We start from the raw sequence: 20,458 nt of genomic DNA on the forward strand, positions 1-20,458 counted from the left end.
GGACGGCGCTACGTGTTGCGCACCAGCCGCCAGCGGTTGTCCGCCGAGCCGTTGTCGGAGTCCTGGACCGCCTGCGCGCCCCAGGCGGTGGAGCCGTTGAGGATGCCGAGCAGCTTGCCGCTGTGGACGTTGCGGATCTTGTGGGTGCCGTCGCCGTTGTCCACCAAGGTCCACCTGTGGTCGGCGGTGCCCGTGTCGGACCACTGGAGCACGCGGGCGTTGTCGGCGGTGGACATGTTCTCCACGCCGAGGACCTTGCCGCTGTGGACGTTGCGGAAGCGCACGTTGGTCCCGTCGGGGACCATCTGCCAGTTGTGGTCGGCCGTGCCGGTGTCGCCCCATTGCAGCGCCAGGCCGCCGTCGGTGGTCGACATGTCCTGGATGCCCAGGACCAGCCCGCTTCCGACGTTCACCAACCGGTAGCTTTCGCCGCCCGTGCTCCAGTAGACGGTGTAGTTGTAACCGTGGGCGTCGTGGAACGGGCCGAGGTTCACGGTCGCGCCGTTGGCCCTCGCGGTGAACGCCAGCGTCGAGGTGCTGGTGCGGGTTATGGAGGCGACGTCGAGGGAGGGCAGCCTGCTCAGGGTGGTGTTGCCGTAGTTGCCGGCCAGCACTGCGGGTCCGTAGGTGATCGCGACGACGCCGGGGTTGTCGTTGGCGGGCTGCACCACGGGCCGCATGGGCAGGCGGACCGTGACCGTGTCGCCGGAGGTCCACGAGCGGGTGAGGCTCGCATAGGTGCCCGGCGTCGTGGCGATGCCCTGCGCCGTGCCGTTGACGCTGACCGTCGCGCCGGTCGCCCAGGCCGGGATGCGCAGGCGCATCGTCCACGACCCGCCGACGCTGCCGGTCACGGTCAGCGAGGTGGTGTCGGAGGCCGGGTAGCCGGTGGTCTGCGTGACCGTGATGCCCCGCTGCGTCCAGGTCAGCACCGACGGCGTGTAGAGGTTCACCGTCAGCGTGGTGCCGTTGTGGAAGTAGATCGAGTTCGCCAGCGACGTGTTGACCTCCAGCGCCGTGCCCTGGCAGCACCAGAAGGTGGTGTAGTCGGTGCTCCAGTTGCCGCCGCCCCAGGCGGGTCCCGTGTTGCCGCGCCGGTGGCCGGGGTTCAGGCCGGTGAAGTAGCAGATGTGGCCGTGCGGGTCGGAGGGGTTCTGCTGCCCGAGCAGGTGGTTGAGCAGGGCGCGCTCGTAGAAGTCGAAGTAGGCGGCACGGTCCGGGTCCAGCAGCCACAGCTCGCGCGTCAGCTTGAGCATGTTGTAGGTGTTGCACGCCTCGGCCGTGTCGGTGTTGAGGTATGCGGCGATGGCGTTCGGGGCGCGGAAGTGCTCGGCCTGGCTGTTGCCGCCGATGACGTAGGTGTGCGCGCCGACGGTGAAGTTCCAGGCGTTGAGGGCGATGTCGCGGTAGCGGGTGGTCCCGGTGGCCTTGTACTCGCGCGCCGCGCCGATCCACTTGGGCACCTGCGTGTTGGCGTGCAACCCGGCGAGCCGGTCCTGGTTGGCCGCCAGCGGGTCGAACACGGCGGCGTGGTCGAACCGCTGCGCCGCCGTCAGCCAGCGGGAGTCGCCCGTCTGCTGGTACAGGTCGGTGAGCACCGCGTTCATGCCGCCGAACTCCGTGCCCAGCACTCGCTGCATCGTGCTGTAGGACAACCTCCCGGTGCGCCAGTCGACCCAGCCGGCGAAGCGCAGCAGCACGTCGCGGGCCTGCGTGTTGCCGATGTGGCGCCACACGTCCAGCAGACCGGCCAGGGTCTTGTGCAGCGCGTAGTACGACACCGCCTTGGGTGAACCCGCCTCCATCGCGTCGAGGTCGGACTCCGGGAACCCCGACAGGTACCCGGTGTTGAAGCCGGCCGCGGAGTTGTTCGCCTGGCACTTGGCCAGCTCGGCCACCATGTGGTTGGCCCGGTCGCGGCACGTCGTGTCGCCGAGCACGGCCCACGCCTGCGCCCACGCGCTGAGGAAGTGACCCTGGCTGTGGGTGCGGAAGGGGAAGTTCGGCGCCTCCCACCCGCCCAGCGCGGCCGCGCCCTGCGTCGACAGGCGGTGGTTGGCGCGGAAGTTGTAGAGCAACCGGTCGACGTCCACGAACCGCAGGTAGGACAGCGTCCGGCTCTGGTTGTCCTGCCAGCGTCCCGCGCTCAGGCGCACCTCCCCGAGGTCGAACGGGTGGGCGGACACGCCGAGGTCGCCGCGCGCGGGCGGCACGGAGGCCGCACTGGCGATGCCCGGCGCCAGTCCCGGAACGGCGGTGGCCGCGGCGGCGATGCCGGTGGCGCGGAGGAGCGTGCGTCGGCTCAACGGTGAGGACGACATGGGTGGCTACTCCCGGTGCTCGGAAAGCCCGCCGCCGTCGAGGCCGGCGGGTGAGGTCGGTAAGGGGAGGCAGGCCGACCGGTGCGGCATGAACCGGTCGGCCTGCCGGACTGCGGCAGGGGAAGCTCCGCGCCGGGGGTGACCCGCCTGCCTGTGTCGTGGACCTGCGGCGGTCCACCAGGCAGCGAGCCGAGTCCCAGTGCGTGAAACCTCCCGGCGAAGCGTGATCCGTCGTCCTCAGCGTGCGGCAAAGTACACTGTGGACGATTGTGGCGGCGTGGGAATGCCTTGAGCGGAAACTTCCTCGGCTGGCCTGAGCTTCGGCCAATGTAGCCACGGGAAAGACCTGTCGTCAACGGCCGTCCGCCCGGGCGATGTGAACGTTAACTTGGCTCGATCTCGGTGTCAGCGCACTTCGAGGTCGGGGAGATGATCGTTGTCATCGAAGGAACTTGCCTCAAACTTACTCCATATGGGTCGTTGGTTTCGAATGCGTTCGACATCATGATGTGAGCGTGAACATCAGTGGGGTGTTCACAGCGGGCCGGTGTGGCTGGTGGTCCCCTCGGCCGTGCTTCCTGCGACGACCACGGGCGACGCGTGCGGGTGCGCGCGTACGTCCACTCAGGACTGTTCCCGTGGGATCAGTGCCGCGCGGTCCTGTGTGGACGTTCATGGTCCTCGGCCGGGATCAGCCGACCGCGCGGCCCGTCGGGCGGGGCGGGTGATTGTCGGATCGATGAGACGTTTGCTTGACTGCCGTTGAATGCGATGACTTCGAATTCAACGGGGGAATGATGGAAGAGCTCGCGGCACGGGTCGGCGCCTGGGTTCGTGAACGGGACGGCGAGCTGCTGGCCGAACTGGCGGCGTGGGTGGCTCAGCCCAGTGTGAGCCGCACTGGTGAGGGCATGCGGGAGGCGGCGGAACACGGGGCCGAGCTGGTGCGGCGAAGCGGGTTGACCGCCGAGGTCGTTCCGACTGCCGGGTGGCCGGTGTTGCTCGGTACCGCGCCCGGACCACCGGGGGCGCCGCACGTGCTGATTTACGGGCACTACGACGTGCAGCCCGCGGGACCTTTGCACGAGTGGCTGAGTCCGCCGTTCAGCCCGGATTTCCGCGATGGCCGCATCTACGGCCGCGGCACCGGGGACAACAAGGGACAGCACCTGGCGCAGTTGCTGGGGCTGCGGGCGTTGCGGGAACTCGGTGGCCTGCCGTGCCGGGTGACCGTGCTGCTCGACGGCGAGGAGGAGATCGGCAGCCCCAACCTGGCTCAGGTGCTGACGGATCGGCTTGCCGCCGACCCGCCGGATCTCGTGGTGTGGAGTGACGGGCCGGTGCACGAGTCCGGACGCGCCGCGGTGATGCTGGGTGTGCGTGGGGTCGCGGCGTTCGAGTTGCGTGTGCGTGGTGCGACCGAGGTGCTGCACTCGGGCAACTGGGGCGGGGTCGCGCCGAACCCGGCGTGGCGGCTGGTGCACGTGCTCGCGTCCATGCGCGACCGCGACGGCCGCATCCTGGTGGACGGTGTCGCCGACCGCGCCGAACCGCTCACCGCGGGAGAGCGGGACGCGTTGGCGCGGGTGCCGGTGGACGTTCCCGAAGTGCTGGCCGGCATCGGTGTCACGGCCATGGAGCCGCCGCACGGGCCGAGCTTCCAGGAGCGGCTGACCTCGCCCACGTTCACGATCAACTCGCTGACGTGCGAGGACACCCCTGAGCACCGCACGGTCATCCCGAACGTGGCGGTCGCCCGGTGCGACATGCGGTTGGTGGGTGGGCAGCGCGCGGAGGAGGTGTTCGCGGCGATCCGGGCGCACTTGGCCAAGCACGCGCCCGACGTGGAGTTCGTGGAAGGCGCGGCGATGCAGCCGTCCCGCACGTTGCCCGAGACCCGGTGGACGGACGCGGTCATGCGTGGCGCGGAGGTCGGGCTGGGCGAGCCTCCGGTGTTGCTGCCCGCGCTCGGCGGCAGCCTGCCCATCGCGCCGTTCACCGACGTGCTGGGCGTGCCGTGTTATGGCGTGCCGTTCGCGAACGTGGACGAGCGCAACCACGCGCCCAATGAGAACTTGGAACTGGACTGGTTTCGGCGCGGCATCATAGCTGCGGCAACGGTGCAACTCGCAATCGCCGAGATGGCGCAATAGTTTCCCCCACGCGTCAGCTGAAGTGATCTGGATCACACTACGCATACTTCCCCTCATTGGTCATTGCCAATCTGGCAATAGTTAATGAGGGGAGTGGTGTGCATGCGGACAGGTTCTGGTTGGCGTTTGCGCAGCTGGATGTGTTAGGGCGCGATTGATTCCGTTCTGTGCAAACGATGTTCGAGTGGCGCGGCCGCGTCCTGTCCGTGGAAGGGCAAAACGTTTGGGTCAGTTGTTGCAGGCCGTTTGCAACAAGTCGGCGGATCGCGATGTTCTCACCGTGACCTATTGCGGCGCGGATATTCCGATGGCTATCGTCCTCGTGCGTTGCACTGGGGCGGTATCAAGGGAAAATTTCGATCGCGATTCACGAGAGGCCGGGCCGAGTTGCGCCCGTGTGGGGTCGATCGATTTTCTTTGGGGGATGCGGTGGGTGAGCTCGAACGGATGTTGGTCCGGGCACGGGCCGGTGGCGGTGCCGTTGCCGCCTTCAACGTCGTCGACGACAACTCGATGGAAGCCATCCTCACCGCGGCCGGCGTCTCCGAGGCCCCGGTCGTCGTGCAGATGTCCGTGCGCGTCGCCGAGTTCTGGGGTTTCGCCAGGACCGCCGAGCGCTTCCGTCTGCTGAGGACGGCGACGGGCGCCGACGCCGCGCTCCACCTGGACCACTGCCCCTCCCCGGACACCGCGATCGACTGCCTGGCCGCCGGGTGGGACTCCGTGCTGCTCGACACCTCGGCCACGGACTTCGCCGACGCCATCCGCGCCACTCGCCGTGTCGTGGCCGCCGCCGACGAGCTCGGCGGTGATGTGGAGGGCGAGTTCGAGCCCATCGGAAGACTTTCCGGGGACAGACCGCCTCGGACGGAAACCGACATCGCGCAGTACGCGCGTTTCGTCGAGGAAACCGGCGTCGTGTGCGTCGCGCCGCTGCTGGGCACGGCGCACGGACAACGCAGCTGCGCCAACGACGTTGACGTCGCCTACGCCCGCGCTCTGGCCGAGGCGGTGCGCATTCCCCTTGTCCTGCACGGTGGCAGCGGTACCACGGGCGACGTCCTGAACGCTCTCGTGGCCGCGGGCGTGGCGAAGGTCAACATCTCCACCGCGCTGAAAACCGCTTACCGGCAAGCGTGTGCCATCGGTGTCGAGGCGGGCACCTTCGAACCGCTGCGCGTCCTGGAGGCGATCCGCGGTGGCGTGCGCGCGGTCGGTCAGGAGTGGATCGACCGGCTGCGGGGGGTGGCGTGGACCGCGCACTGCTGATCGACTGCGACGGTGTGCTCGTCGACGTCGAGATCGACGGTCACCTGGCCGCTTTCAACCAGGTGTGGCGTGAGGAAGGCGTTCCCTGGCAGTGGACTCCTGGCCAGTACCGCACCGCCCTGCGCACCGCGGGCGGCAGGGAGAGGCTCGCCGCGCTCGCCGGTTCGCCCGACTTCCTCGCCGCGGTCGGCTCCCTGGCCCGCTTCGGCGACTGGCGGTCCACTGTGGAGCGTTGGCACCGCCGCAAGACCGAGCTGCTGGCCGCCATCATCGAACGCGGTGGCGTCCAGGCCCGTCCCGGTGTCGTCCGGCTCATGCGCGAGGCGCGGCAGGAGGGCTGGGCGCTCGCGGTCGTGTCTTCGGGGACCGCGCGCACCGTGCACGGCTTCGTCCGCACGTTGCTCGCGGACCTCGCCGATGACCTGGTGGTCGTCACCGGGGACGACGTGTCCACCAAGAAACCCGACCCAGAGGGGTACCTGCGCGCGTTGACGAGGTTGAGGGTGCCCGCACACCGGGCGTTGGCCGTCGAGGACTCGCACCGCGGCCTGCGGGCGGCGGTCACCGCCGGGCTGACCTGCCTGGTCACCACCACGCCGGCGACCGCCGGGCAGGACTTCACGGCGGCGGTGGCGGTGCTGTCTGACCTGGGGGAGCCCGGGAGCCCGCCCGTCCGCGGCCTTCCCGGGGAGTGGTCGGGTCACGTGACGGTCGCCCACCTCGCGTCCTTGCTGGACGCCGCCCGTTCCGGGCCGGTGGTGCACCGGTGACCCGGCACTCACAACGCCGACACCTGGACGTCCAGGGGCGTGAGGCGGTCCAGCTCGTCGTGGTCGCCCATCTCCTCGGCCACGAGACCGGAGTCCTTCAGGCCGTGTCCGGTGCTCAGCAGCACGACCCGGTCGGACGCGGTCACGAGTCCTTCCTCGCGGGCGATCAGCAGACCGGGCACCACGGTCGCCGCGGCGGGTTCGGCGAACACGCCGCTGTGCGTCGCCAAGGTCCTCGCGCCGCGGGCGAGCTCGTCGTCCGGGACGGTGACGATCCCGCCTCCGGTCGCGCGAACAGCCCGCAGCGCCCTGGCGCCGTCTTGTGGCAGCGCCACGTTGATGCTGTCCGCACGACTGTTCTCCGGCCCGGTGACGGGAGCGGCGAGCCCCGCCACCCACGCGCGGTGAAGCGCGTCCGCGCCACGAGCCTGCACCGCGACGAGGCGCGGCACGCGGTCCAGCCACCCCATCGCGGTCGCGTCGGCGAACCCCCGGTGCACCGCGGCCAGGATGTTGCCGTCGCCGGTCGGCACCAGCACCACGTCGGGCGCCAGGCCGCCCAGCTGCTCGGCGATCTCGAGCGCGACGGTCATCTTGCCCACGGCGGTGAAGGGGTTGTAGGCGGTGTTGCGGCAGTACCAGCCGCGCTGGGTGCTCGCCAGCCTGCTGGCCTCGACCGCCTGGCCGTAGCCACCACCGGCGAGGACCACGCGGGCGCCGTAGGCCCACAGCTGCGCGAGCTTGCCGCGGGGCACGCCGGCCGGGACGAACACGACCGCGGACAGCGGCGTGCCCGCCACGGCCGCGGCCAGTGCGGCGGCGGCGTTGCCCGAGCTCGCCGCGCAGACCACCTGCCTGCCGGTGTCGAGGGCCCTGGCCACGACGACGGCGCTCGCGCGGTCCTTCAGCGACGCGCTCGGGTTGCGCCCGTCGTCCTTGACGAACACCTCGCCGACGCCGGCCAGGACGCTCAGCCCCTCGGCGCGGACCAGGGGCGTCCAGCCGGAGGTGCGGCTGTGGCAGGTGGCCGACGGCGTGACGGGCAGCAGCGCGCGGTAGCGCCACAGCGAGTGGTCGCCCGCCACCGGGCGTGCCGTGTGGTCCTCCCGGAGGAGGCGGTCGTGGTCGATCTCCAGATCGAGGACGCCCGCGTCCCCGCACGTCGTGCACGTGTAGTCGACCGCGTCCAAATGAAAAGTGCGGCCACACGTGCCGCACCGCCACTGAAATGTTTTTCCACGAGTTGAAGCCCCCATGTTCCGGACCGTAGCACCTCGTTGAAGGAGACGCCAAGGAACGTGGTTCGAGCCTGACTGGTCACACATTCTCGATGGCATTGTCGAAATGGGGGAGAAGTATGTCCGCGACCGCGACCCGGTGGATGGCCGGCGGTTTCGAGCAGCAGGACGCGATCGTGCGGTTCCGGCGTGCCCGGGGCGCCATCGAAGGGCTCGACCGCAACGGCGTGCAGGTCGCGAAGGGGTGGTCCGACCCGTCGGTCATCTCGCTCGCCCACGGCGAGGGCGTCCGTCGCCCGCACCCGGACGTGATCGCGGCCGGGGTGCGGGCATTGCTCGACACCGAGGAGTCCTCGCTCGACAACTATCTCTACCTCAGGCCGTTCAAAACTTTCGACGAGGCGGTCGCGCAGGATTTCCTCGCCGAGGGAGTACCCGAGGAGTACGCGCGGCACGTGTGCGTCGAAAGTGGTAACACGAGGCTCTTCATGGGCTTCTTCAACGCCGTCGCGAACCCCGGCGACATCGTTCTGGTGCCGCAGACCTACTACCAGGCCCTGAACATGTGGGCCGACATCGCGCGCGTCGAGCTCCGGGTGGTCCGCACCCGGCGCGAGGACGACTACGTCATGACGGCCGACGCGCTCGACGCGTGGTTCGCCGAGAACCCCGCGGACGCCGGCCGGACGAAGGCCGTGGTGCTGTTCAACCCGAGCTACACGGGTGCCCTGTACTCCGAGGCGGTGCTGGAGGCGCTGGCCGACCGCGTCCTGGCCCACGACCTCGCGGTGCTGGAGGACTCGATCTTCACCCAGACCGAGTTCGCCGGGGAACGGGTGCACCACCTCGCCGCCGTGCCGGGGCTCGGGGACCGCGTGGTGACCGTGGACGGCGGCTCCAAGGCGTACGGGCTGGCCAACATCCGGATCGGGTGGGCCTGCGGTGCGCCGGAGCTGATCGCGCGGATGAAGTACCACGCCACGGCGACCTCCATCGCCATCCCGCACGTCGCGAAGGCGATGGCGCTCGCCGCGATGCGGGCCCCCGCCGACTACCTGGCCGAGAACGCCCGCGAGTGCGCGGAGCGGGCCGCCCTGGTCGAACGCCTGCTCGGGGAGATCAACGACGAGGTCTCCTCGGTGCTCGGCCACGAGCCCGGCGTGCCCTTCTTCGCGGTCGGCCACCGTCCGCGCTCCGGCCACTCGGTCCTGGTCTCCGCCCGTGGCCTGGCCGGCCTGCGGACCCCGGACGGCGAGGTCCTGAACGACTCGGTCGACGTCACCTCCTACTTCCTGCGGGAGGCGGCGGTCTGCCTGTCGCCGGGGCTGTCCAACGGGTTCGACGACTGCACGGTCCGCATCTCGTTCGGCTGCCTCGGCTCGGAGCACACCTGGAAGGACAACCGGGAACACGAGCTGAGCGCCGCCGCCGACGCACTCCTGCGCGAGGTCTCGCCCACGTCCACGGAGAGCGAGCGCCGTTCGCTGATGCGCGGCCTGGGCCTCGGCGGACCCGGCGGCGCGCTGTCCAGCGCGGGGTACGAAGGCGGCCGGGCGGTCCTCGTGGACGCCATCGCGGGCCGCCTCAAGCGGGGAGCGCTCCGCCTGGCCGAGCACGCCCGTCAGGGTTTCGCCACGACCGCGGGACGGGGTGACCGGTGACCCGCCCGACCTTCCTGTTCGACCTGGACGGCACCCTCCTGGCCGACCACACCGCGCTCCCCGGTGCGGTCGCCACCGTCACCGCCCTCACCGAGCGCGGCCACCGCGTCCTCTACGCCACGAACGACGCGGTGCTCACCGTGGAGCAGCAGGTCGCGCGACTGGAGGCGGCCGGGTTCCCGGTGACCCCCGACGCCGTCGCGACCTCGGCCTCCACCGCGGCGCACGTGCTGGCGGACCTGGCCGGTGGCGGGGCGGCACTGCGCGTCCTGCGGCTCGGCGCACCCGCGGTCGAGGTCGAGGCACGCTCGGTCGACGGGGTCGTGTTCGTCGACTCCGCACCGGCCGACGTGGTCGTGGCGGGCCTCGACACCACCCTCACCTACTCGGCGCTCGCCGGAGCCGTGGACGCGCTGCACCGCGGCGCGCGGTTCCTCGCGACCAACAGCGACCCCCACTTCACCACCGCGGAAGGCAGGCGGATGCCGGGCGCCGGGGCCGTGGTCGCGGCCCTCGAGACGGCGTCGGGTGCCACCGCCGAGATCGTCGGCAAGCCGGGAGCGCTGATGTTCCGGCTGCTGCTGGAACGTCACGGCGTCGGTGAGACGGACGTGGTGGTGGTCGGTGACGCCGACGCCGATGTGCACGCCGCACGTGCTTTGGGCGTTGTCGCCGTCCGCTTGCCCTCCGCCTTCGGGACGGTCGCGGGCGACGTGAACCTCACCCGGATCGACGAGCTCTCGCACTGGGAAACACCGGTCGCCGCAGGGGGGACGACGTGACGGACCACAGGACCACCACCGCGTTCACCCTCGGCGCACGCCTGCCCGCACACCGCACGCCGCGCGCGGCGGACGCCCCGGCGGAGGTGCTGGGACGCAGCACCTTCCGCCGCCCCGAGCACCTTCGGCCGACGACCGTCGCCGGGGCTCTCGCCCGGCTGTGCGCCCGGTACGGCGGGGTCGAACAGGCCGACCTGGAACGGCTGGTGGACGCCGACTCCGTCGCGGCGCCCCTCGTCGTCGACACCGGCTCGGCCGACGGCCCCCCGCTGCGGTGGACGTTCACCCCGGTGGACGACCACGTCGAGCTCGTCGTGAGCGGCACGCCCTCCTGGTGGTTCCCGGGCACCGTGCAGCTGATGGCCGACCAGCTCGCACGGCTGATCACCGAGCCGGAGAACAGCAGCGACGACGTGTTCTCCGCCGCCGAACTGACCGCCCTCGCCGAGTTCGCCCGCGCGGGCGAGCCGCCGTGGGACCTCGACACCTGCCTGCTCGAGTTCGTGCGAGACCAGGCGTCACTCCTCCCCGACCACGTGGCCGTGGCCGACGCGTCCGGTGAGACGACCTACTCCGAACTGATCGCCGAGGCCGAGGGCATCGCCGGGGAGCTGCGGCAGCACTCCGGACCTGGCGACCTCGTGGCGCTCGTCGTCGACCGCGGCGCGCACCTCATCGCCGCCATGCTCGCGACGTGGCACAACCGCACCGCGTTCCTGGCCTTGGAACCGGACGCCGACCCGGCCACGGCACGGAAGCTGGTGGAGGCAGCGGGCGTCGTCTGCGTCGTCACCACGCACGACCACCTCGACGCGGTTCGCACGCTCGACCTGCCCGTGGTCACGGCGCCGAGCGCGCCCCCGGCCGCGCCCCAGGCCGCGGACGACTGCTGCCGTCCTGCCGACCTCGCCTACGTGATGTTCACGTCCGGCACCACCGGCCTGCCCAAGGGCGTCGGTGTCGACCACCTCGGCATGCTCAACCACGCCAGGGCGAAGATCGCCGATCTTCAGATCACCGAGCACTCCGTCATCGCCCAGTGCGGGCCGATCGGGTTCGACATCCTCGTGTGGCAGTGCGTCGCCGGGCTCGCGGTGGGGGCCCGCGTCGAGGTCTTCTCGAACGACGAGGTCCAGGACGTGGCACGGCTGCTGGCGCGCGTCGACGAACGGGCCGTCACCGTGTGGCAGGCGGTGCCGTCCCTCATCCGGGCGGCGCTGGACACGGCCGGTGTGCTGGGGCTGCGGCACCTGCGCTGGCTCGTGCCCACCGGGGACGCCCTGCCGTCGGACCTGTGCCGCGACTGGCTGGACCGGTACCCGGACGTGCCCGTCCTCAACACCTACGGCTCCACCGAGTGCAGCGACGACCAGTGCCACCACGTGATCACCGCGGTCACCGAGGACGACCCGGCCATCATGTGGATCGGCGCACCGATCCCCGGCATGGCCACCTACGTGCTCGACCCGGCCGGGCGGCTCCTGCCTCCCGGGGTTCCGGGCGAGCTGCACATCGGTGGCGTGGGAGTCGGGCCGGGCTACGTCGGCCGGCCCGACCTGACCGCGGCCAAGTTCCCGGACGACCCGTTCGCCGGACTGCCCGGCGCCCGCATGTACCGCTCCGGCGACCTGGTCAGGCAACGGCCGGACGGCGTCCTGGAGTTCTTCAACCGGATCGACGACACCGTGAAGATCCGCGGCCGTCGCCTGGAGGTCGGGGGCACCGAAGCTGCCTTGCGCGCCCTGCCCGAGGTCAAGGACTGCGCGGTGGCGGTGCACAAGCCCAGCCACGACCTCACCGACGCCGTGCTCGTCGCCCACGTGGTCCCCGCCGACCCGGCCGCGGACGAGGAGGTGCTGCGCGCCACCGTGCTGGAGCACGCACGCCGGGTGCTCCACCCGGACGTCACACCCCACGCCGTGGTCGTGCTCGACGCGCTTCCGTTGTCCGCCAACGGAAAGGTCGACCGCCGTGCGCTGCCCGCCCCCGGCCTCACCCGCAGCCAGGGGCAGGCCGTCGCCCCGGCCGACGAGGTCGAGACCCGGCTCGCCGAGCTGTGGGCGAAGCTGCTCGGGCTCACGGAGGTGGGCAGGCACGACAACTTCTTCACCCTCGGCGGCCACTCGCTGGTCGCCGCACGCCTCCTGAGCGCCGTTCGCGACGACTTCGGGGTGGCGGTCACCCTGCCCGACCTGTTCGACGAGCCCACCGTCGAAGGACTCGCGAAGGCCGTCCGCCGTGCCGCGCCGGCACCCGGCCCGGTCGCCGAGACCCTGGCCGAGGACCTCGTCCCGGGGGAACCGTTCCCGCTGTCGGACCTCCAGCAGGCGTACTGGGTGGGCGAGGACGACTACTTCACCGGCGGCGGCACCAAGGCACACCTGCACGTCGAGTTCGACTCCGCCGGCCTGGACCTGGACCGCGCCGCGCTGGCGGTCGACCGGGTGGTGGCCCGCCACGACGCACTGCGCCTGGTCGTCACCCCGGACGGGCGCCAGCGCGTGCTGGCCGACGTGCCGCCCTTCCGGCCCGAGATGGTCGACCTGACCGGGCTCGACCCGCGGACGGCCGAGGACCGGCTGGGGGAGATCCGCGCCGACTACCGCGACCACGGCGGCACGACGTCCACCTGGCCGCTGTTCGACGCGACGGCGGTGCGGCTGCCCGGCGGACGCACGCGGGTGTTCTTCCGGATCAGCCTCCTGCTGGTCGACGCCCACTCGGAGAACGTGCTCATCGCCGAGTGGCTGGCCGCCTACCGCGGCGGCGGCCTGCCGGTCGCCGAGCCGCACGGCGCCTACCGGCGCGCGGTCACGGCCGTCCAGGCACTGGCCGACCCCCGGCAGCGGGCCCGTGCCAGGGCGCACTGGTCCGAGCGGCTCGCCGACCTGCCTCCCGCCCCGGCACTGCCCGCGGCACGGAGGTCCGGCACGGGCCGGTTCACCCGTCGCACCACGACGCTGTCCCCGGAGCTGTGGAGCGGGTTCCGCCGGCACGCGGCGGCGCACGGCCTCACGCCGAGCGCCGCGTTGTTCACCCTCTACGCGGAAGTCCTCGCCCGGTGGAGCGCGCGGTCGCGCTTCACCGTGAACACCTTGGCGAGCAACAGGATGCGGCTCGACCCGGCGACCGGGCAGATCGTCGGCAACCTCTCCACCACGCTGCCGGTCGTCGTCGACCACACGACCCCCACCGCGTTCGCCGACCGCGCCGTGGCGCTGCAACAACAGATCGTGCGGGATCTGCAACACGCCGGGATCAGCGGTGTCGCCCTGTTGCGCGACATCGCCGCGGCCAAGGGATGGGCGCCCGACAACGTGCTGCCGGTCGTGTTCGCCAGCACTCTCGACGTGGACGGCGACTTCCAGCCGCCGCCGTTCGACCTCACGCTGCTCGGCAGTGGGCTGCAAACCCCGCACGTGCACCTGGACCACCAGGTCTACGACTACGGCGGCGAGTTCGTCGCGCACTTCGACAGCGTCGACGACGTCTTCGAACAGGACGTTCCCAATCACCTCCACGCCGCCTACGAACGAGGGCTGCGCGCGCTCGCCACCGATGAGGCCGCGTGGCGCTCCGAACACGTGATCCCGGACGACGACGTTCCCGCCGTGGAGCAGGCGGACGGTCCGCTCGTGCTGGACGACCGCGGACTGCTGCACTCCCGCGTGGTCGGCCGGGCCGTGGAACACCCGCGGGTGCCCGCTGTCATCGCCGAGGACCGCACGCTCGACTACGGAGAACTGCTCGCACGGGCCCGCGGCGTCGCCGCGGCGCTGACCGCGGCCGGTGTCGTGCGCGGCGACCTCGTGGCACAGGTGCTGGCGCGCGGCTGGGAGCAGCCCGTCGCGATGATCGGCACCCTGCTCGCCGGTGCCGCCTACCTGCCGGTGGACCCCGACCTCCCGGACGCCCGCGTGGCGCACCTGCTGGAGCAGGCCACCACGCCGGTGGTGCTGACCGGGTCCGCCCTGCTCGGCCGTCTCACCGGTCTCGGTGCCGAGCCCCTCGACGTCGGCGCGTGCGACACCGGTGCGGCAGCCGAGGCCGACGCCGGTCCGGCGGCACCCGGCGACGTCGCCTACGTCATCTTCACCTCCGGGTCGACCGGCACCCCCAAGGGCGTCGTCATCGAGCACCGGGCAGCGGTCAACACCGTCGCCGCCGTCAACGAGCGGCACGGGCTGGGCCCGCGGGACCGCGTCCTCGGGCTGTCGTCGACCGGGTTCGACCTGTCCGTCTGGGACGTGTTCGGCACGTTGTCGGCCGGCGCGACCCTGGTCCTGCTCCACCCCGGGCAGCACCGGGAACCGGCGCACTGGCTGCGGCTCGTCGAGCGGCACCGGGTCACGGTCTGGAACTCCGTGCCCGCGCTGCTGGACCTGTACGTGTCCTATGTGGACATGGTCGGCGCGGCGGCGCCGGACTCGCTCAGGCTCGCGCTGCTCAGCGGCGACTGGATTCCGGTGCGCCTGCCCGACGCGGCGCGCGCCGCCGTCCCAGGGCTGGAGGTCGTCAGCCTCGGCGGGGCGACCGAGGCCGCCATCTGGTCGATCGAGCACCCCGTCACCACCGTGGAACCGGACTGGGTGAGCATCCCGTACGGGACGGCGCTGCCGGGGCAGGGCGTGCACGTCCTCGACGACCACCTGCGGCCGTGCCCCGACCACGTGACCGGCGAGCTGTACATCTCCGGCCACGGGCTCGCCAGGGGGTACTGGCGGCGCCCCGACCTGACGGCCGAACGCTTCCCCCACCTGCCGGGCACAGGCCACCGGCTCTACCGGACCGGCGACCTGGGACGACGGCGGCCGGACGGCGTCATCGAGTTCCTCGGCCGCGAGGACGACCAGGTCAAGGTCCAGGGACACCGGATCGAGCTGGGGGAGATCGAGGCGCACCTCGCCGAGCACCCCGGCGTCCAGGCCGCCGTGGTCGTCACCCGGCCCAACGCCGCCGGCGGGCACCACCTGGTGGGGCACGTCGTCCCGGCGCCGGGTGCGAGCTGGGACGAGGAGGCGCTGGTCGAGCACCTCCGCCGCCGGCTGCCCGCTTACATGGTGCCCCCGCGGCTGGTCCGGATCGACGCCTTGCCCTTGAGCCCCAACGGCAAGGTCGACCGGCGCGCCCTGCCCGCCGAGCCCGTGACGCCGTCGGGAACCGGTGCGGAGGAGACGGTCGCCGACGACTTCGAGCACCTGGTCGGTGCCGCCATGGCCGACGTGCTGGGGCTCGGCGCGCCGGTCGCCCCGGACGGCGACTTCTTCGCGGAAGGGGGGAACTCGTTCGCCGCCCTGCGGCTCGCGGGACGGTTGCGCGAGCTGACCGGGACCGAGGTGCGGTTGTCCCTGCTGTTCCACTTGCCCCGGCCGCGCGACCTGGCCGCCGCGGTGCGCGACGCCGGTGGTGACCCCCGTGTCCAGCCGTCGATCGTCCCGCTGCGCCCGGACGGGACGCTGACCCCGCTGTTCCTCCTGCACCCCGTCGGGGGATCGGTGATGTGCTACCGGGACCTCGTCTCGGCCCTGCACCGGGACCGGCCTGTCATCGGGCTGCAACGGCACGGGCAGCCGGCCGGCTCGTCGGTCCTCGACCTCGCCGCCCACTACGCCGACCTGGTCGAGTCGGTGCGCCCCACCGGTCCCGTCGCGGTCGGCGGGTGGTCCATGGGCGGTGTGCTGGCCTTCGAGGTCGCCGGACGCCTCCGCGAGCGGGGCCGCGACGTGGCCCTCGTCCTCGCCGTCGACTCGGCACCCGAGACCGGCCCGCCCCCGGAGGGCGACCACGCGGTGGCGTCGTTCCTCACCGACCTGCACGGCGGCCGGGAACCGGACAGGTCCGAGGTCGAGGAGCTGGCCGCCGCCCTCCGGGGCGACGAGACCGGCAGGCCCGACGCGGCCGCGTTGCGCGACCGCTACGCCCTGTTCCTGGACAACAGCGCCGCACTGGCCCGGCACCGCGCCGAACCGCGGGACCTCCGCCTGGTCCTCGTCGGCGGCGGACGCTCGGCCATCCCCGTGCACGACGCGCAGCGGGCGTGGGGACGGCTCGTCACCGCGCTGCGCATCGAGGTCCTCGACGGCGAGGACCACCACGGGGTCGTGCGGGACTCCGCCGCGAAGTCCGTCGCGGCGCTCATCGACGACGAGCTCAGGGAGGTGGACGCGACGTGGTGACGGAGAACCACTTCGGCACTGTCATCGAGGACCCGCACCGGTGGATGGAGAACACCGCGAGCGCGGAGTTCCGCGACTGGGTCACCGCCCAGGGCGAGGCCGCGGAGCGGTGGTTCGCCGCCCGGCCGGACCGGGAGGACGTCGTCGCGCGGGTCGCGAAGGCGTGGGACGGCCTGGTCGAGCTGAGCAACGTGCAGGTCGCCGCGACCGGTGTGCACTGCATGGTCAGGGGCAGCGGCGAGGACGTGCCGTCCCTGGTCAGGCTGGACCCCGGCACCGGCGCGGCCGAGGTCCTGGTGGCACCGGACCGGATCAGCCTGCCCGACGTCCGCTCGCACATCAGCATCGACTGGTACACGCCCTCGCCGGACGGCCGCCACATCGCGGTCGGCGTGTCCCACGACGGCACCGAGGACCACGTCCTGCTCGTCGTCGACCGGCACGGGGAGTTCGTCCCGGACCTCGCGGTGCCGCGGATCATGCCGTTGCGCACCAACCGCGCCAGCATCGGCGGGGTGGCCTGGGCCCCCGACAGCTCCGGGTTCTGCTACCTCCAGTGGCGCGAGCTGCGCGAGGGCGACGACCCCGCGACCCGCTACCAGGACGCGGCCACCTGCTACCGCGCGGTCGACCGCCTCGACGTGGAGCACGTCCTGCTGCGCGGGAGCCTGGACCCGGAGGTCGGCCTCGACCCGGACGACGTGCCCCTGGTGACCTTCGCCGACCGGGACACGCTGGTCGCGACGATCGTGCACGGGTCAGCCAAGGAGCGGACCCTGCACCTCGCCGACGCCGCCGGGCTGGGCTCGCCGTCGCGGCTGTCCTGGCGGCGCGTGGCGGTCCCGGCCGACGCGGTGCACGTCTGGACCGCGGGCGCCGGGTACCTCTACACCGGCGGGCCCGTCACCGGTGGCTGGCGGATCGACCGCGTACCGCTCGACGACCCCGCTCCCGGCAACCGGCGGCTCGTGGCCACCGGACACGACGAGGCGCTGGAGGACATCGGGTTCGTGCGCGACCGCCTGCTGCTGCGGTGCCTCGTCGACGGAGCGGCCGGACTGCGCGTGGTGCGGCCTGACGAGGGTGCCGACGTGGTGCCGGTCCGTTTGCCGTTCCCGTGCGGCATCCCCAGCTGGGGGTGGACCGACGTCGGCGACGTGCACGTGCTGCTGTCCTCGTGGACCCGTCCGCCCGGTGTCTGGCGGCTCGACCAGGAGGCGTCGGCCCTCGTCCCGGTGCCCGCCCCCGGAGCGGCCGGTGACGTCGCGGACGCCGCCGTGTCCTGGCAGGAGCAGGTGACCGCCTCCGATGGCGTCGAGGTGCCGCTGACGATCGTCGGCGCGCCCGGCGTGCGTCGTGACGGTGAGCGCCCCGTCCTGCTCACCGCGTACGGCTTCTTCGGCATCACCCTGCGACCGGCCTACAACCCGGCGCTGCGGGTGTGGACCGACCTCGGCGGCCTGTTCGCCGTCGCCCACGTGCGCGGAGGCGGTGACCGCGGCGACGACTGGTACCGCGCCGGGCACCGCGAGCACAAGGAACGCACGATCCAGGACTTCCTCGACTGCGCGGAGCACCTCGTCGCCCGCGGCTACACCGCACCGCGCCTGATCACCGCCGAGGGCACCAGCGCGGGCGGCCTCACCGTCGGCGGTGCCATGGTCCGGCGCCCCGACGCGTTCGGCGCGGTCGTGCTCAGGGTGTCGCTCACCAACACCCTCCGCCTGGAGATGCACGAGAACGGCCCGCCCAACATCCCCGAGTACGGCACGGTCACCACCCCGGAAGGACTCGCGGCACTGCTCATCACCGACACGTGCCGCAGGGTGCGCGACGACGTCGCCTACCCGCCGGTGCTGCTGACCGTCGGGCTCAACGACACGCGCGTCCTGCCCTGGCAGCCCGCCAAGCTCACCGCCGCGTTGCAGGCGGCCGCGGGGTCGCGGGCACCGGTCCTGCTCCGCGTCGAGCACCACGGCGGCCACGGCGTCGGCGCGTCCAAGAACCAGATCGACGGCGAGTTCGCCGACCGGCTCACCTTCGCCCTGGCCCACCTGCGAGAGGAACACTGATGTCCGCGGATGACATGCTGCTGCTGGACCGCGCCGCGGTCGAACGGTGTCTGGCGGCCGTCGACCCGGTCGCCGTCGTGGAGACGACGCTGCGGGCACACGCCGACGGCCGCACCCAGCTGCCCGCCGAGGGATACCTGAGCTGGACCAACCGGCACGGCGCGTACTCCCGGTCGCTCGCGATGCTCGGCTCGGTCACCGACCCCGAACCCGTCTACGGGCTCAAGGTCGTGAACGCGGCGACCAGCAACCCCGGGTTCGGGCTGGACCGGGCGGGCGGCGTGGCCATGCTGTTCGACCCGGAGACGGCCCGGCCGGCGGTGCTCGCCGAAGCGGCCGTGCTCAGCGCCCTGCGCACCGCGGCCTACACGGTGCTGTCGCTGCGCCACCTCGGGCCGGAGTCACCGGACGCCGTCTCGGTGCTCGGCTGCGGGGCGCTGGCCCGCACCCACCTGCGGCTGCTGGCGAAGGACCCCGGCATCACCAGGGCGTTCGCGCACGACCTCGACCCGGCGCGCGCCCACGCCCTGCGCGACTGGGCCGCCACCGAGATCCCGAGCGTGACGGTGGACGTCGTGCCCGACGCCGAGAGCTGCGTCGCGGCCAGCTCGGTGCTGATCACGGTGACCACCTCGTCGTCGCCCTACATCCCGCCGTCCTGGTTCACCCGGCCCACGTTCGTCGCGCACGTCTCGCTCGACGACGTCGACACCGACGTGTTCCGGGAGGCCGAGGCCGTCTACGTCGACGACCTCGAGCTCGTCGTCGACAACCCCCGGCGCATCCTCGGCGCCCTGCTCGGCGCGGGCACGCTCGACCCGGACCCGTCCGGCGCCCGGCCGCGCGTCGAAGGCAGCCTCGCCGACGTGCTGGACGGCCGGGTGCCCGCCGTGCGTCCCGTGCGGGGCAACGTCGTGTCCAACCCGTTCGGCATGGCCGTGCTCGACGTCGCCCTGCTCGCGGCGGTCGTCGCCAACGCCCGCGCGACCGGCGAGGGCGTGCTGATCAACCTCGTGGACGGTCTTCGTGCGAACGCCTGACACGACGTGCGCCGGCGTCTCCGGCCTGCTGAGCAACGCGGACCTGACCGCCGACGAGGTCGCCGTCCTGGTCGAGCGCGCCGGCGCCTGGTTCCGCGACGGTCCACCGGCCACCAAACCGCTGGACGGCACCTTCGTGGGGATCTGGTTCGAGCTGACCTCGACCAGGACGCGCACCGCGTTCAGCGTGGGCGCGGGCAGGCTCGGTGCCACGCCGGTGCCGCTGTCCGGGGCGGAGCTGCAGACCTCCACCGGTGAGACGCCGGAGGACACCGCGAGGGTGCTCGGCGGGATGGTCGACGGCATCGTCGTCCGCAGCACCCACTCCACCGCGCGGCTGGCGGCCTTGGAGGCCGCGGCCGGGGTGCCGTTCATCAACGCCATGGCCGAGGACGAACACCCCACGCAGGGGTTGTGCGACCTCGCCACCCTGGCGGTGCACTTCCCGCGGTTGTCGGGACTGCGGGTCCTCTACGTCGGCGAAGGCAACAACACCGCGAGCGCCTTGGCGCGCGCGGCGGCGAAGGTGCCCGGCCTCGCGGTGACCTTCGCCGTCCCGGAGGGGTACGGCCTGCCGGAACAGCTGGTGCGGTCCGCGCACGAGGAAGCGTCCCGCGAGGGCGGTCTCGTCGAGCAGTGCCACGACGTGGGCCGGCTCGGACGTGACGTCGACGTCGTCTACACCACCAGGTGGCAGACCACGGGCACGAGCAAGAGCGACCCCGCGTGGCGCGAGCGGTTCGAGCCCTTCCGGGTCGACGACGCGTTCCTGCGGCGCTTCCCCGGAGCGTTGTTCATGCACGACCTCCCCGCCCACCGCGGCGACGAGGTCACCGGGGACGTGCTCGACGGCCCGCGCTCGATCGCCTGGTCGCAGGCGCGGATGAAGTTGTACAGCGCGATGGCGGTGCTCGCGCACGTCTTCGCCCGGCCGCTCGGCGACGCCGCGGACCGGATCGACCGGACGAGGTAGGGG

The 20,458-nt window shown here is 72.2% G+C and carries 11 protein-coding genes; 9 read left to right on the forward strand and 2 right to left on the reverse strand.

The annotated features are described in order from the left end of the window. Nucleotides 1–8: 8 nt before the first annotated feature. The gene (locus tag BLT23_RS37645; protein WP_245744570.1) at nucleotides 9–2,306 is read right to left on the reverse strand and encodes a beta-L-arabinofuranosidase domain-containing protein; all 2,298 of its coding nucleotides are present in this window, start codon (nucleotides 2,304–2,306) and stop codon (nucleotides 9–11) included. Nucleotides 2,307–3,115: 809 nt separating this feature from the next. On the opposite strand from BLT23_RS37645, the gene BLT23_RS37650 reads away from it, so the two are divergent. The 3 genes from BLT23_RS37650 (at nucleotide 3,116) to BLT23_RS37660 (ending at nucleotide 6,513) form a co-directional block, all read left to right on the forward strand. Next, entirely contained in the window at nucleotides 3,116–4,474 is a 1,359-nt protein-coding gene (locus BLT23_RS37650; protein ID WP_245744571.1) for a M20/M25/M40 family metallo-hydrolase, read from the forward strand. Between the two features lie 429 nt (nucleotides 4,475–4,903). Continuing rightward, nucleotides 4,904–5,743 (forward strand): class II fructose-bisphosphate aldolase, encoded by an 840-nt coding sequence (locus tag BLT23_RS37655; protein WP_090059753.1) that lies wholly within the window; start codon nucleotides 4,904–4,906, stop codon nucleotides 5,741–5,743. Then, nucleotides 5,725–6,513 (forward strand): HAD-IA family hydrolase, encoded by a 789-nt coding sequence (locus BLT23_RS37660; RefSeq protein ID WP_176947123.1) that lies wholly within the window; start codon nucleotides 5,725–5,727, stop codon nucleotides 6,511–6,513. The genes BLT23_RS37655 and BLT23_RS37660 overlap by 19 nt, the downstream gene beginning before the upstream one ends. Before the next feature lie 8 nt (nucleotides 6,514–6,521). Here the strand turns inward: BLT23_RS37660 and BLT23_RS37665 are convergent, their stop codons facing one another. Then, nucleotides 6,522–7,703 carry a threonine synthase gene (locus tag BLT23_RS37665; protein ID WP_176947124.1) on the reverse strand — a complete coding sequence of 394 codons (1,182 nt, stop codon included), beginning with the start codon at nucleotides 7,701–7,703 and terminating at the stop codon, nucleotides 6,522–6,524. 167 nt (nucleotides 7,704–7,870) lie between these two features. Between BLT23_RS37665 and BLT23_RS37670 the strand changes: the two genes are divergently transcribed. The 6 genes from BLT23_RS37670 to BLT23_RS37695 are packed head-to-tail and all read left to right on the forward strand — an operon-like array spanning nucleotide 7,871 to nucleotide 20,455. After that, complete coding sequence (locus BLT23_RS37670; RefSeq protein ID WP_176947125.1) at nucleotides 7,871–9,412, forward strand: pyridoxal phosphate-dependent aminotransferase; 1,542 nt, start codon at nucleotides 7,871–7,873, stop codon at nucleotides 9,410–9,412. Beyond that, nucleotides 9,409–10,194 (forward strand): HAD-IIA family hydrolase, encoded by a 786-nt coding sequence (locus BLT23_RS37675; protein ID WP_090059761.1) that lies wholly within the window; start codon nucleotides 9,409–9,411, stop codon nucleotides 10,192–10,194. The genes BLT23_RS37670 and BLT23_RS37675 overlap by 4 nt, the downstream gene beginning before the upstream one ends. Then, nucleotides 10,191–16,370 (forward strand): non-ribosomal peptide synthetase, encoded by a 6,180-nt coding sequence (locus BLT23_RS37680; protein WP_090059763.1) that lies wholly within the window; start codon nucleotides 10,191–10,193, stop codon nucleotides 16,368–16,370. Before BLT23_RS37675 ends, BLT23_RS37680 begins: the two co-directional genes overlap by 4 nt. Next, nucleotides 16,367–18,442, forward strand: coding sequence for a prolyl oligopeptidase family serine peptidase (locus BLT23_RS37685; RefSeq protein WP_176947126.1), 2,076 nt, complete (start codon nucleotides 16,367–16,369; stop codon nucleotides 18,440–18,442). Before BLT23_RS37680 ends, BLT23_RS37685 begins: the two co-directional genes overlap by 4 nt. After that, nucleotides 18,442–19,482, forward strand: coding sequence for an ornithine cyclodeaminase family protein (locus BLT23_RS37690; protein WP_090059767.1), 1,041 nt, complete (start codon nucleotides 18,442–18,444; stop codon nucleotides 19,480–19,482). The genes BLT23_RS37685 and BLT23_RS37690 overlap by 1 nt, the downstream gene beginning before the upstream one ends. Further along, nucleotides 19,469–20,455: an ornithine carbamoyltransferase gene (locus tag BLT23_RS37695; RefSeq protein WP_176947127.1), complete on the forward strand. Its 987-nt coding sequence runs from the start codon at nucleotides 19,469–19,471 to the stop codon at nucleotides 20,453–20,455. The genes BLT23_RS37690 and BLT23_RS37695 overlap by 14 nt, the downstream gene beginning before the upstream one ends. Nucleotides 20,456–20,458: the final 3 nt, after the last annotated feature.

Origin of the sequence: Lentzea fradiae (assembly GCF_900100955.1) — a bacterium.
In the GTDB taxonomy this organism is placed as follows: Bacteria; Actinomycetota; Actinomycetes; order Mycobacteriales; family Pseudonocardiaceae; genus Lentzea; species Lentzea fradiae.